We start from the raw sequence: 13,670 nt of genomic DNA on the forward strand, positions 1-13,670 counted from the left end.
GAGCCGATGCCCATCGCCGTGTTCATCGGCCACTACCCGCTGTACTACGCCGCCGCCTCGACGACTACCGCCTACGGTGTGGACGAGTTCGAGATCGCCGGCGGCTACCTGGGTAACCCGGTCAAGCTGGTGAAATGCGAGACGGTCGACCTGGAGGTCCCGGCTGACGCGGAGATCGTGCTCGAAGGCCTGGTCCCGCCGCACGTGCGCGAGGAGGAGGGGCCGTTCTCCGAATTCCAGGACTACTACGTCACCGGCACCGGGCGCAACCCCGTCATCGAATACCAGTGCATGACCCGCCGCCACGACGCCATCTTCAAGAACCTCCAGAACGGCTCCGAGATGGAAGGCTGCGTCTTCCACAAGATCCCGATGAGCGCGACGATCTACCGGCGCCTCATGGACGTGGGCGGCGGACCGAACCTCCACAACGTCATGGCGCTCCCGGGCATATTCGGGCTCGCGATCCAGATGACCCCACGGTACTACGGTGAGGCCAAGAACCTCCTCATGGCAGCGCTCTCGTCCGAGTACCAGCATCCGAAGATCGCGATCGCCGTGGACCGGGACGTGGACATCTTCAACCATTCGGAGCTCCTGTGGGCGCTGGCCACTCGAGTCAACCCGCAGGAAGACGTCGCCATCATCCCCAATACCCACAACCACGCGATGGATGCGTCCCTGCCGGAGATCGGCGCCGCGGGGACTCCGCTCTGGCAGCGTCGCGGGTCGAAGATGCTGATCGACGCTACCATTCCTCCGCCGACGGATGGGGAGGCGCGATCCAAGTTCGAGCGCATTCGTCCCATCAACCCGCAGCTCCGGCTGGAAGATTTCGCCGCCGAGGAAAGCCTCGACATCGTGCGCGCCCTGGCGCCCGTCTTCTTCGGCTCGAAGCTCATCGGCTGACGCATTTGGGCGACACGAGCTTCGTCAATCTATTCGAGTACGAGGCGGCTGCGGAGCGGCTGCTGCCGCGCCTCGCCTGGGACTATTTCGCGAGCGGCTCCAGCGACGAGGTCACGCTCCGCGAAAACCACGCGGCCTACGATCGGATCTCCCTCCGCTACCACGTCCTCCGCGACGTGTCGACGCGGGACGTCACCACCAGGGTCCTTGGTCACCCCGTCTCCATGCCCATTCTCGTCGGCCCCACGGCGTTCCAGGGCCTCGCACACCCCGACGGAGAGGTGGCGACGGCTCGCGCCTGCGGGGCCGCGGGCACCATCATGGTCGCCAGTACGCTGTCCAACGCCAGTCTGGAGGAGATCGCCGAGGCGGCATCCGGGCCCCGGTGGTTCCAGCTCTACGTGTATCGCGACCGATCGGCGACCGAGGATCTGATCCGCCGCGCAGAGGCGGCCGGGTACAGCGCGCTGGTGCTCACGGTCGACGCTCCCGTTCTGGGCCGACGGGAGCGCGACGTGCACAACCGATTTCGGCTGCCCGACGGCCTTCGCGCCGGGAATCTTGCTCCCACAGGGATGGACGAGCTACCGGCTGCGGCGGATTCGGGGCTGGCCGCTTACTTCGCTTCCCTCATCGATCCGTCCCTCACGTGGCAAGACGTCGACTGGCTCCGCTCGGTCTCTTCCCTGCCGCTGCTGGTCAAGGGGATCGTGCGCGCCGACGACGCGGCGCGAGCCGTCGAGCGGGGAGCCGCGGGGATCATCGTGTCGAACCATGGCGGGCGCCAGCTCGACACGGCGCCCCCGACCATCGACGTCCTGCCGGCGGTGGTGGACGCGGTCGCTGGTCGGGCGGAGGTGCTTATCGACGGCGGCATCCGCCGGGGCACGGATGTCGTCAAGGCGCTGGCGCGGGGGGCGCGGGCGGTCCTCATCGGCCGGCCCGCCATCTGGGGGCTCGCCGTGGGCGGCGAGGCGGGCGTACGCTCGGTCCTCGACCTGCTCCGGGAGGAGCTGGACCGCGCGCTCGCGCTCTGCGGCTGCCCCTCCATCTGGGACGTCGGCCCAGACCTGGTGCACTGACCGCGACAATTGCCTCGGCGCGACTTGAGCGCGCGACACCCGTTGCGAAACAATGGTGTCGGCCGAGAGTAGATGGATGGAGGCGACTCGTGGCAACCAAGAAAGACGTAGCGGTTCAGGCTGTCGCGCAAACCTACGCGGACCTCGACCGAACCCTCGACGCCCTCACGGAGACCGAGCTGCTCCGTGCCAGCTCCAACGAGGGGTGGTCGGGGAAGGATACGCTCGCCCATCTCAGCACGATCGAGGAGCGCACCCAGGGACAGATCCGCTGCGCGCTGGAGGGCGGATCCTGGAACCCGCCGGAAGTCATCGACGCGTACAACGCGCGCCAGGTTGCCGCGAGGCGAGGCTGGTCCGTGAAGCAGCTCCGCGACGAATTGCGCGATCAACACGAGGCAACGCTCTCGCTGCTGCGCACGGCGAGCGAGAGCGACTTCGACAAAGCCTTCGACCACCCGCGCTGGGGCCGCACCACCCTCGAAGCGCTGTGCACGCACATCGCGCAGCACGTTGGCATGCACGCCTCGGAGATCGCGGCGGTCCGGGCCGGCTAGCGCGCCTCGACCTCGACGATCATCTCGATCTCGACAGGAATCGAGCTGGGCAGCTCGGCCATGCCCACTGCCGAGCGGGCATGTTGGCCGATCTCCGTGCCGAACACCTCGACCAGCAAGTCGGAGCAGCCGTTGATCACGCGCGGCGTCTGATCGAAGCCAGGCGCGCAATTCACCATGCCGAGCAGCTTCACGATCTGCTTCACGCGGTCGAGGCTGCCGATCTCCGCCTTGAGGCTCGCGAGCAGGTTGAGCCCCACGAGTCGGGCCGCCTGGTAACCCTGTTCGAGCGTCAGCTCGCGGCCAACCTTGCCGATCGGGCGCTTCCCGCTGCTGTCGGCGGCGGGGCCGTGCCCGGAGACGAATACGGTGTTTCCCACGCGCCGCGCCCGAATGTAGTTGGCGACTGGCTCCACGGGCTTGGGAAGCACGATCCCCAGCTCCGTCAGGCGTGCTTCGGCGCCCATCGTCTCACCTCCCCACAGGATCCGCTCACTGTACCACCGAGTCCTGCTCGATTCCGATAGGTCCGTCTACAATAGCGCCAGACCGCCCGCGTCCCCCAATTCGATCCTTGTGCGTGCTCTGGAGCGCAAATGGCCGCCTTGCCCGACCGACGGAGCCTGCGTCGCGCGCTCGACGGCCTGGCCCTGTTTCAGGACGTGTTCGACGACCCGATCGGGCGCGCGGTGCGCGCGCTCGTCGCCGAGCCGGCGCAGGCGCCGGCGGCCCGGCTCGTCGCACTCCTCATCGAGGAGGCCGAGCTGTACCCCGAGGAGATGATCGGCGATCCCTGGCAGAACCACCTCCTGGATCGCATCCTCACGTCGGAGAACGCGTTCAGCAAGAAGGCCGAGCGCGTTGCGCCGGAGGAGATGGGCGAGGGCCTGCACCGCCAGGCGAGCCGCGAGCTGGGGCTCCTGCAGACCCTCTACCGCGACGGCGGCGGGATGCTGGCGGCCCAGGCCTTCAGCACCCTCGGAGACGTCTCATCCGCCGGGTGGGCGGGATTCCGCCCCCTTGCGCGCGGGCCGGCGATCCACAGCCCCGAGGCGCGAGCCTTCAAGCGCACGCTGGCGGCATCTGGCGACTGGACCACCCTCACAAACCTGTTGGCCGGCGCCTACGCCGCGGCCGGGGTCGGCGTCTTCGGCCGTTTCCGCGCGTTCCGCTGGATCCGGAACGGCGGGCGCGGCTCCCTGGTGGGTGTCGACCGTCCCGATCCGGTCCGCCTCGCCGACCTGGTCGGCTACGAACGCGAGCGCGAGCCCGTCGTCAAGAACGCCGAGCGCTTCGCGGCGGGGCTTCCGGCGAACAACGTGCTCCTCTACGGCGAGCGCGGCACCGGGAAGTCATCCACGGTCAAGGCGCTGCTCAACGAATTCGGCGACCGCGGGCTGCGCCTGGTGGAAGTGTCGAAAGAGGACCTGGAAACCTTCCCCGAGGTCATTGGGGCCCTTCGAGATCGGCGCGAGCGCTTCATCATCTACGTCGACGATCTGTCGTTCGAGGAGCAGGAGACCCACTACAAAGCGCTGAAGGCCGTCCTCGAGGGTGGGATCGAGGCTCGGCCCGAAAACGTGATCCTGTACGCCACGTCGAATCGCCGTCACCTCGTGCGAGAGCGCTTCCGCGACCGGGAATCGGCCCTCGACGACGACGTCCACGCCTTCGACACGATGGAGGAGAAGCTTTCTCTCGCCGATCGGTTTGGGGTTCGCGTGACGTTCAGCGCGGCGGACCAGGACCGCTACCTGCAGATCGTTCGCGCCCTTGCGACTCAGCGGGGTGTCTTGCTCGCCGAGGATGAGCTGGACCGCAGGGCGCTGGCATGGGCGCAGCGCCAGCGGGGCAGGTCGGGCCGCTCGGCGCGCCAGTTCATCGATGCGCTGGTCGGGGAGCTGGCGCTTCCATAGTCCCGTTTGTCAGACCTGGCGCGAGCCGGGCGGCAGCGGACCATTGGTATCCGGGTGCGTGTCCCCGTCGATCTTCCAGGCTCCGTTCTGCTGCACCAGGCGGTAGTCGTTGCGGTCACGCGACTGCACCGTGCGCCCATCGGCAAAGGTGGTGGACCACGTCTCGTACGTCGTGGCCAGCGCCACGTTTCCGCGAACGGTGATCGTCCCCCACTCGAGACCGATCAGCTTGATAGCGGTGACGTTGTTGTCCGCCAGGTCTTGATTGGTCTGGGTCATCTCTCGCAGATACCGGTCCGTGGCGGTGTCCCGCATGATCGAAGGGTCTTTCGACGCGAGCGCCGTCTCCTGCTCGAAGTTCGCGCGGGCAATGACGGCCTGGATCATCGCTTCGGCGGATCCGTCGCCGCGCTGCGCGGGGCCGGGCGACGCTTCCGGCTCCGGGGTCGACTGGGATTGCAGCTCCTGCCGGATGATCCCGATGGCGGTTCCGGGGGAGCAGGCGGACGCGCTGAGCAGCGCGACGGCGCCGAGCGCGCAGAGAGCCAAGACGCGTTTCATCATCATCGCAGATCGTTCCGGGGAAATTGTACGACGCACCCGGCGCTAGCGCCGCTGTGGCGGCGGGCCGACGTGTCCCGAGGCCAACGGGGGACGGCTCGCCTTCCACGATGACCGGGGAGCGGTACGGCCTTGAACCGACAAGCTCGACGTCCGCGAAGCCGCCGCCCGGCTTCCTGTGGGCCCGCACGAGCCGGAGCCGGACGGGGCCTTCGACGAGCGGACAGAAGGCGATGCGTTCGAGGATCTCGCCCCGGAGGAGGCGTCTGACTGACCTTCCCAGTACGGCCCTATAATGCCGCCAGAACGACTGCGCTGAACGAAGCGGACATGAGCGAGCTGCATCGCATCACTATCGACGCAGACACGTGCGGGGGCAGGCCTTGCATCCGAGGCCTGCGCATTCGCGTGTCCGACGTCCTCCAGCTGCTCGCTGCGGGCGCAACCCGGGAAGAGATTCTCTCGGATTACCCGTACCTGGAGTCCGAGGACATCGACGCCGCGCTCGAGTACGCGGCCCGCCAGATGGATCACGCTGTCCTGACGTAGCCTGAGTGCGATTTCTCATCGATGCTCAGCTCCCGCCGGCGCTAGCCCGTTGGCTGGCGGGTCAGGGACACGAGGCTAAACATGTCGTGGATGTCGGGATGCTGCAGGCTACCGACCGGGCAATCTGGGACTACGCAGTGTCGATAGGTGCGGTCATCGTGACGAAGGACGAGGATTTCGCGGTCCGGCGCGGCGCCGGCGACGATGGCCCAGCCGTCCTATGGGTCCGCATCGGGAACACGCGGCGGGTAACGCTCCTGGATTGGTTCGCCCGGGCACTTTCTCGGGCCATCGTCAGGCTGAATGAGGGATCGGGCGTCGTGGAGATACGGGCCTGATGGCTTCCCCACCCACCGACACGACCGAGAAAGGCCTCGAAAACCTCATTGTCGCCGCCATGACCGGCCAGACGGCTCCGCCCGCGCCCACAGACGGCGTCGTCAAAGACCCGACCCCGACCTATGGCGGCACAGGCTGGATCCTTGGGAGTTCCGCCGACTACGAGCGCCAGTACGCGCTCGCCACGCTGGGTCAGGCGATGGTGCTCGGAGCTGATGCGCAGGGCCATCACGCCCAGTCGCTCGAGGCCTCCCTCGAACGACTTGAACGTGTACGAGGTGTCCGGAAGCTTTGTACCCAGGAAACTATGAGCGCGGGGACGGATGGCGGCCGGACCCTCGCCCGGCTCCGGTATGCATCCTCGAGGAGGGCCAGCGCGACGTCCATGTCGAAGAGGCTGGCCACCTCGTCATGGTTCAGGATAAGAGTCATGCGCTCTCCGGCCGGATCACAGCCGCGTCAATCTGGGTCATACGCCATCTGACCAATAGCTTCAACAATCGCTCGGGAAGGGGCTCGTCAAGAATAAAGCGGAGGGCCCTTTCGTGGTGTCGTGCGCCGACACCACGTCCTCGTGGCGGACCACGCTCAGCCACGATATCGCCGGCACACGAGGTCGTGATAGCGCGCAGCACGGCGTAAGGCCAAGCCCTTCCTCGTCGCGCCTCGGGCCGTGCGCGAGCGCGTGCGCCGCGCGTTCACGGAGCGTTCACCGAGTTCCACGGCGCCGGCCACCCTCCCGCGCGAGACTCTGGGTCGTCCCCCGCTTCGCGCAATGAGGGGACTCGGGAGCGCAATCATGGCGGATACCGCGGCGGACGTCCTCATCGATGCGATCCACGACTGGGGCGTCGACGTGATCTTCGGACTGCCGGGCGACGGCATCAACGGCATCATGGAAGCGCTTCGCAAGCGCCAGAAGGACGTGCGCTTCGTGCAGGTCCGCCATGAAGAGGCGGCCGCGTTCATGGCGTGCGGCTATGCAAAGTACACGGGCAAGCTCGGCGCCTGCCTCGCCACCTCCGGACCGGGCGGCATCCACCTGCTCAACGGCCTCTACGACGCCAAGCTGGACGGCCAGCCGGTCCTCGCTCTCACGGGGATGGCGTACCACGACCTCATTGGGACCCACACCCAGCAGGATGTCGAGCTGGACAAGCTCTTCGAGAACGTCGCCGTGTTCAACCAGCGCGTCATGGGTCCGTCCCACGTCGAGAACCTGGCGGACCTGGCCTGCCGGACGGCGCTGGCGTATCGGGGCGTGGCGCACATCACCTTCCCCACCGATCTGCAGGAAGCGGCCGCCAAGCGGAAGGAGCACACCCACCGAAACGTCCCCAACCACACGTCTGACGTCTACGCGCGGCCTGCGCCGGTCACCGATGGGGCAACCCTGGAACGGGCAGCGCAGCTCCTGAACGCGGGCTCACGCGTCGCCATCCTTGCGGGGCGCGGGGCGCTCGGCGCCGCCGGCGAGCTGGAGGACGCGGCCGAGGCCCTCGCCGCGCCCATCGTGAAGCCGCTCCTCGGGAAGGCCGCGGTGCCGGACGATAGCCCGTACACGACCGGCAGCATCGGGCTGCTGGGGACCGCTCCGTCCCAGGAGGCCCTCGAGCAGTGCGACACGCTGCTGATCGTCGGGTCGTCGTTCCCGTACATCGAGTTCATGCCCAAGCCCGGCCAGGCCCGCGCCGTACAGATCGACCTCGATCCGATGCGGATCGGGCTGCGCTACCCTGCCGAGATCGGGCTCGTCGGCGACGCGCGCGACACGCTGCGCGCGCTGCTGCCGTTGCTGCGACGAAAGGAGGACCGCGGCTTCCTCAAGAAAGCCCAGGATGGGATGCGCGATTGGTGGCGCTTGGTCGAAGAGCGCGGGACCAGCGACGCCGTCCCGATGAAGCCCCAGGTCGTCGCCTGGGAGCTGGGGAATCGACTACGGGACGACGCGATCGTATCGTCGGACAGCGGCACCATCGCAACGTGGTTCGCTCGGGCGATTCGCGCGAAGCGCGGCCAGATGTATTCCCTCTCGGGGAATCTCGCGACCATGGCGAATGGGCTGCCCTACACCATCGCCGCCCAGATCGCGCATCCGGCCCGGCAGTGCATCGGGTTCGTCGGCGACGGCGGGTTCTCGATGCTGATGGCCGAATTCGCGACCTGCGTCAAGTACCAGCTCCCCGTGAAGATCGTGATCGTGCGGAACAACACCCTCGGCCAGATCAAGTGGGAGCAAATGGTGTTCCTCGGGAATCCCGAATTCGGGTGCGACCTCCAGCCCATCGACTTCGTGAAGTTCGCGGAGGCCTGCGGCGGAGTCGGGTTCCGGATCGAAGAGCCCCGCGATTGCGGGCGCATCCTGGACGAGGCGCTCGCCGTGCGCGCCCCGACCATCGTCGAAGCCGTGGTCGATCCCTTCGAGCCCCCCATGCCGGCGAAGGTCACCCGCGACCAGGCCGTCAAGTTCGCCGAATCGCTCATCCGAGGGGAGCCGAATCGCCAGAAGATCGCGCTCACCGTCCTCTCAGATCGGGTCCGTGAGCTGGTCTGACGCACGATGGCCGCCCGTGCCGAGGCGCCGATCGAGGACGTGCGGGTCTCCGCGTATACCGTACCGACGGAGATGCCGGAATCGGACCACGCGCCCGGTTCCGTCGCCGAAGATCGGGCCCCAAACACCAGCGCTCCAGCCGACTTGGTACAGCGACAGGTACACGGCGATTCCGCAGCCCGCGGCCGCCATCACCGTGACGCAGCCACGATGTGCCCAATCGGATGGCGACGCGCGGCTCGAGCTCATGGACGCGGAAGGCCCACGCCGGCGGACTTGGATCCACACTGGCACAAAGATCCTCGTTGCCAGCGCTTGCCGCGCTCGTAGCCAGAGGTTACGGGCCGGTGAACCGACCCGGCGGGCGTGTGCAGCCAGGGCTGCGCCCATCCCGCGTCCGAGGCGAGGCAGCGCCGGACCCGCGCCGCGCAGGAGTTGGCACGACCGCGGCCCGCCCGGTACTATCCCGGTCACCCGCCGTCGCACTGGAGGCCATCGATGCTGTCCAAAGAAGAGAACGAGCTGCTCACCCGCACCGGCGCGGGCACACCCATGGGCGACCTGTTTCGTCGGTACTGGATTCCCGCGCTGCTCTCCGAAGAGATCCCGGAGCCAGATTGTCCGCCGGTGCAGGTCCGCCTCATGGGCGAAGAGCTGGTCGCCTTTCGCGATTCCGAGGGGCGCGTCGGCCTCCTCGACGAGCACTGCCACCACCGAGGCACGTCGCTGTTTTACGGGCGCAACGAGGAGTGCGGGCTGCGCTGCGTGTACCACGGCTGGAAGTATGACGTGGACGGCAACGTCGTGGACACGCCGGCCGAGCCAGCGGGCAGCCGCTTCAAGGAGAAGCTCCACCATACGGCGTATCCGACGCGAGAGGCTGCGGGGGTGGTGTTCGCGTACATGGGGCCGCCCGATCGGATGCCGCTCTTTCCCGCGTATGAGTTCACGACCGCGCCGGCGGGCAGCACCCAGGCGACGAAGACCTTACAGGAGTGCAACTACCTGCAGGGCGTCGAGGGCGAGTGTGACACCACGCACCTGCAATATCTCCACTGGCAATTCGAGGCCACCGGCCACATGCGCGATTACTACCGCAACCCCATGCGCGAGTATGTGACCGAAGAGACCGACTTCGGCATGCGCCTGGTCGCGCTTCGGGACGCCGGGCCGGGCCGAACGTACGTGCGCGTATCCAGCATCGTGATGCCCATGCTGTGTTGGATCCCGGCCGGCGGCACCGGCAGCGTCCACATGTACGTGCCTGCCGGGGACGACGAGCACTCGTGGCGCTTCAATCTGGACCTGAACGTCGGTGAGCGCAACCGGTTGATGCAGGAGCAGTTCTGGACGGCCGACTACCACAAGGTGCGGAACAAGGCGAATCACTACCTTCAGGACCGCGAGCTTCAGCGCACGGTGAACTTCACCGGGATGGGGTCCAACTTCGTGATCCACGACTCGTGCGCCACCGAGACCATGGGTCCGATCTACGACCGTAGCCGGGAGCATCTGGGGGCGAGCGACAGGGCCGTGATCGCGGTCCGCAACTATCTGCTCCGCACGGTGCGCGCGTGCGCCAATGGGGCCGAGCCGCCCAACCTCATCGCCGACGCGGGCCACGACCAACATGGCCACATCGACACGTTCTCGCGCGTCATCGACGGCACCGATTGGCGGGCCGCGTTCCCGCACCTCACCCTGACGCGCGATGCCGCCGTGGCGGGTGCTGGATTGGCCCGCGCGCCTCGGTAGCCGGCTGATGCCGTCGCCGGGCCCGATCATCGTGAGCCGTTGGGCTACGCTCGGGGCACGCTGGTCGAACTGCAGACGGAGTCCTTCGGACAGGCTCTGGGAGAACGGCTTTTGAATGCTGCTAGCCCAGTCGGCCCGTCGGACGGACAATAGTCCATGGATCTCCCGCCAGTCGCCGCGACGACTGTTGGCAGCTTCCCGCGCCCCGGGTGGCTCGGCAGGCGCGAGCGCAACGATATCGTCTTTCTCCTCGAGGGTGGCGCGCTCCGAGAAGCCCAGGATGACGCCACGGCCCTCTCCTTGCACGAGCAGGCGATGCTGGGGCTCGACCTCGTGACCGACGGCGAGCAGCGCCGGGTCGGCTTCATCAACCACCTGCTCGGCGGGCTGGATGGCGTCGATCTCGTGAACCGGCGGATGCGGGAGATTCGCCGCAAGGTCGGAAATGCCCGGCTGGTCCCACGAATCGTGGGACGCATCGGACGCGGGCAGCGGAGCATGATCAGCGAGGTCGAGTTCGCCCGCGCCCACACCGAGCTGCCCCTGAAGATGTCCGTCCCCGGCCCCATGACCGTCGTCGATACGACGGTCGACGAGTTCTACGGCGACGAAGCCGCGCTCGCCATGGACCTGGCGACCGCGCTGAACCTCGAGCTGCTCGACATGCAGGCGGCGGGCTGCGACGTGCTCCAGATCGACGAGCCCGCAATGACGCGGTACCACGAGAAGGTGCGCGCGTATGGTGCCCGCGCGCTCGATCGCTGCCTCGAGGGTATCACGGTCCCGACCATCGTCCACCTGTGCTACGGATATCCCGGCACCGGCGACCCGCAGCACGAATATGAATACCCAGAGCTGCTGGACGCGCTGATGGAGACGCGGATCGGCGGATTCTCCCTGGAGTTCGCGCGGAGCGGCTACGACCCGGCGATCCTCGAGCGGTGCGCCGGGCGTCTCATCATGTTCGGCTGCGTCGACCCGGGAGACTCGCCCCTCGAGCCGGTGGAGGTCGTCGCCAGCCGAATCCGGGCCGCCCTCGACTACGTCGAGCCCGATCATCTGCTCGTCGCGCCCGACTGCGGCCTGATGACGCTCAGCCGCGAGATGGCAAGACAGAAGGCGGCGCTCGTGGTCCTCGCCGCTCGAGAGGTGCGCCTCGCGGTCTGACGCAGCGCCGAAACCCGCACTGCCAGGCGAGCCCAGCGGCCGCTCGTCCGCTCACGGTGGAACGCTATCCGGCAAAGACCGCTGCGTTGCGTCTCGGATCTACCAGGACTCTGTCCGGCCAGGTCGCGCGCCCGTGCAAATCGCGGGCGGCGTCGAAGTTCGTGTCGGCGAGGGCGCGGGTCGGGTCGCGGATCACGCCAGAGAGCAGCGACGCCCCGCGGTGGGCGCAACGATGGTAGGCGCCCGCTTGTCGGCGAACGAGAGAGAGGCTTGAGGGTAGATGCGTCTCCGACCGGGCGACCACACCGTGACGCTCGCGGCAGAGGGCTACCTGGATTGGTCTGAAACCGTCCGCGTCGAAGTGGGCGAGCGTGTGGCCATCCCACGTGTTCACCTCGTGCCGTCTACGACCGAGCCTGTCTCCCAAGGCGAGAGCGACTGACTCAACATGGCCGGCTGAAATGCGCGCTGATGCGGAACGCGCGCACGTCGCAGGTTGTGTGGACACTCGGGACCGGCCTCCGAGATCACTCCCGCAATAGCCGATTGGCAGAGCAAGCACGCGAGCGGTCGTGGTTCGAGTTGTTCCTCCCAAATGGCAACTTCTTAGATGCATCTTAATTTTGTGATAGTATTGAGCCCATCGAATTCTTCAGCCCGAGAACGTTTGTGATCGAGCGTCCCCTTCGCCGGCGGCGTCCGATGGCGTTGCGTCGGCCGGGCATGGTCCGGCAGCCGACGATCGGCTTCATCCTCGTCGTGGTGCTCGCCCTGCCGTTCCTCGGCGACCTCTTCGGCGTGCGCGACCGCGCGCTCGCGAGCTTCTTCGACCCGCAATCTGGCCCGCTTCGAATCACGAGCCCGACCGACTCGGCAGTCGTCGGCGACGGAGACCTGGTCCTGGTCGAAGGGACAGCGGTCGATCCAAATGACGGAGACCCGGATCCGGTAGAAGTCTCCATCGATGGATCGAACGACTGGAAGCCCGCGGACCTCGATGCGACTGAGCCAGGCCGCTGGCGGTACCTCTGGTCTGACCCGTCGCCGGGGTTCCATCGCATCCTCGCCCGTTCGCTGAACGACGCCCACGCCCCCGTCGTGGAGCAGAGCATCATCGTGCAGGTCGCGGAGACCTGGTCGACCCCGTTCATCATCGACAATCCGTACGCGAACGCCGGCTCATTCCGAAAGGGCCAGCTCCACATGCACACGACGAACTCGTTCGACGGATGGAACAGCTTGCCCCCCGCCCAGGACGCTCTCGAGTACAAGCGGCACGGGTATCAGTTCGTGGTCCTGACAGACCACGACGTCGTCTCGAATCCGACCGAGGTGAACGACGGGACATTTGTCGCGATCCCTGGGTTCGAGAGCACGTCCGAAAAGGGGCACATTACCGCGTCATTCACAACCACCACCGTTCCCAATGATCTGCCGCCCCAGGATCGCATCGACGCCATCGATGGGAACGGCGGCTTCGCGATCCTGGCGCACCCCGACTGGCAGGTCGGATGGAAGGGGATCGACTTTCAGAACCTCCACGGCTATCTCGGGTTCGAGATCTTCAATGCCGTTGCGACGACAACCGCGGAGCGCCAGGCTCGGAACACGCAGCTGTGGCAAGACGCGCTGAATGCCAAGGGGTGGGCGAGCCGGATCTGGGCCGTGGCCGTGGACGACTCCCACGATCCCTCCATGATCGACAAGGGCTGGGTCATGGTCAAGAGCCCGCAGCTCACCGAAGCCTCGATCAAGCGCTCCATCGAGAAGGGCGCTTTGTATGCCAGCAATGGGCCGAGCTTCAGCGTCCTAGGGGTGCTCAAGGACGCCATCACCGCTGTGAGTCCCGAGGCGTCGGTGATCCGCTTCATCGATCAGGACGGCAACGTGGTCTCCGAGGGTCCGCCCTCGTGGGCGGCTTACCGGCCAAACGGGAAAGAGCGATGGATCCGCGTCGAAGCGACGATGGCCGACGGGCGAACGGCCTGGTCCCAGCCCTTCTGGCTCATCCCCAATATGCCGAAGGTCTCCTACATCCCGACGTGGGGCGGGACGATGGCGCTGGTCGGCCAGACGGTCCCCGGTGCACGCGTCCACATCTCCGACCACGGGAATTACCTGGGAAGCGTTGTCGCGAACGACGATGGCCAATTCATGTATCGGTCGCCGGCTCTCTCCCCGTCCACCCATGACTTCTGGGTGCTGGCCACAGCGCCATGGCCCGACCAGGTCGAGGGCCCGCCAACCCTCCTGGCGTACTCGCCGTAGCACGGTGCTGGAT

Annotated in this window: 15 protein-coding genes; 11 read left to right on the forward strand and 4 right to left on the reverse strand. The window is 67.1% G+C overall.

The annotated features are described in order from the left end of the window. The 3 genes from VFC51_04195 to VFC51_04205 form a co-directional block, all read left to right on the forward strand. Positions 1-909, forward strand: a 909-nt coding sequence (locus tag VFC51_04195) for a UbiD family decarboxylase (GenBank protein HZT06207.1), incomplete at its 5' end; no start/stop codon positions are given. A gap of 5 nt (positions 910-914) precedes the next feature. Beyond that, positions 915-1,991 carry an alpha-hydroxy acid oxidase gene (locus VFC51_04200; protein HZT06208.1) on the forward strand — a complete coding sequence of 359 codons (1,077 nt, stop codon included), beginning with the start codon at positions 915-917 and terminating at the stop codon, positions 1,989-1,991. Between the two features lie 89 nt (positions 1,992-2,080). Then, a complete protein-coding gene (locus VFC51_04205; GenBank protein HZT06209.1) occupies positions 2,081-2,548 on the forward strand; it encodes a DinB family protein in 468 nt (155 codons plus the stop codon). Here the strand turns inward: VFC51_04205 and VFC51_04210 are convergent. Beyond that, positions 2,545-3,015, reverse strand: coding sequence for a RidA family protein (locus tag VFC51_04210; protein ID HZT06210.1), 471 nt, complete (start codon positions 3,013-3,015; stop codon positions 2,545-2,547). The genes VFC51_04205 and VFC51_04210 overlap by 4 nt on opposite strands. Before the next feature lie 129 nt (positions 3,016-3,144). On the opposite strand from VFC51_04210, the gene VFC51_04215 reads away from it, so the two are divergent. Then, a complete protein-coding gene (locus VFC51_04215; protein ID HZT06211.1) occupies positions 3,145-4,464 on the forward strand; it encodes an ATP-binding protein in 1,320 nt (439 codons plus the stop codon). 9 nt (positions 4,465-4,473) lie between these two features. Here VFC51_04215 and VFC51_04220 read toward each other — a convergent pair whose 3' ends face one another. Beyond that, positions 4,474-5,031 carry a hypothetical protein gene (locus VFC51_04220; protein ID HZT06212.1) on the reverse strand — a complete coding sequence of 186 codons (558 nt, stop codon included), beginning with the start codon at positions 5,029-5,031 and terminating at the stop codon, positions 4,474-4,476. Between the two features lie 324 nt (positions 5,032-5,355). Here VFC51_04220 and VFC51_04225 point away from each other — a divergent pair, with 324 nt between their 5' ends. The 4 genes from VFC51_04225 (at position 5,356) to VFC51_04240 (ending at position 8,467) form a co-directional block, all read left to right on the forward strand. Continuing rightward, positions 5,356-5,574, forward strand: a complete 219-nt coding sequence (locus VFC51_04225) for a DUF433 domain-containing protein (protein ID HZT06213.1) — start codon at positions 5,356-5,358, stop codon at positions 5,572-5,574. 5 nt (positions 5,575-5,579) lie between these two features. Continuing rightward, positions 5,580-5,912, forward strand: a complete 333-nt coding sequence (locus VFC51_04230; protein ID HZT06214.1) for a DUF5615 family PIN-like protein — start codon at positions 5,580-5,582, stop codon at positions 5,910-5,912. Then, positions 5,912-6,397 (forward strand): hypothetical protein, encoded by a 486-nt coding sequence (locus tag VFC51_04235; protein ID HZT06215.1) that lies wholly within the window; start codon positions 5,912-5,914, stop codon positions 6,395-6,397. The genes VFC51_04230 and VFC51_04235 overlap by 1 nt, the downstream gene beginning before the upstream one ends. A gap of 315 nt (positions 6,398-6,712) precedes the next feature. Then, positions 6,713-8,467: a thiamine pyrophosphate-dependent enzyme gene (locus VFC51_04240; protein HZT06216.1), complete on the forward strand. Its 1,755-nt coding sequence runs from the start codon at positions 6,713-6,715 to the stop codon at positions 8,465-8,467. On the opposite strand, the gene VFC51_04245 is transcribed toward VFC51_04240, so the two are convergent. Next, positions 8,441-8,716, reverse strand: a complete 276-nt coding sequence (locus VFC51_04245; protein HZT06217.1) for a hypothetical protein — start codon at positions 8,714-8,716, stop codon at positions 8,441-8,443. The two genes, VFC51_04240 and VFC51_04245, sit on opposite strands and share 27 nt — an antisense overlap. Before the next feature lie 249 nt (positions 8,717-8,965). Between VFC51_04245 and VFC51_04250 the strand changes: the two genes are divergently transcribed. Beyond that, positions 8,966-10,222, forward strand: coding sequence for a Rieske 2Fe-2S domain-containing protein (locus VFC51_04250; protein ID HZT06218.1), 1,257 nt, complete (start codon positions 8,966-8,968; stop codon positions 10,220-10,222). 156 nt (positions 10,223-10,378) lie between these two features. Next, complete coding sequence (locus tag VFC51_04255) at positions 10,379-11,389, forward strand: 5-methyltetrahydropteroyltriglutamate--homocysteine methyltransferase (GenBank protein HZT06219.1); 1,011 nt, start codon at positions 10,379-10,381, stop codon at positions 11,387-11,389. Between the two features lie 64 nt (positions 11,390-11,453). On the opposite strand, the gene VFC51_04260 is transcribed toward VFC51_04255, so the two are convergent. After that, the gene (locus VFC51_04260) at positions 11,454-11,783 is read right to left on the reverse strand and encodes a hypothetical protein (protein HZT06220.1); all 330 of its coding nucleotides are present in this window, start codon (positions 11,781-11,783) and stop codon (positions 11,454-11,456) included. A 308-nt stretch (positions 11,784-12,091) separates the two neighbouring features. On the opposite strand from VFC51_04260, the gene VFC51_04265 reads away from it, so the two are divergent. Next, positions 12,092-13,657, forward strand: a complete 1,566-nt coding sequence (locus VFC51_04265; protein ID HZT06221.1) for an Ig-like domain-containing protein — start codon at positions 12,092-12,094, stop codon at positions 13,655-13,657. The last annotated feature ends 13 nt before the right edge of the window (positions 13,658-13,670 follow it).

It is taken from the genome of Chloroflexota bacterium (assembly GCA_035652535.1).
Classification (GTDB): Bacteria; Chloroflexota; UBA6077; order UBA6077; family SHYK01; genus DASRDP01.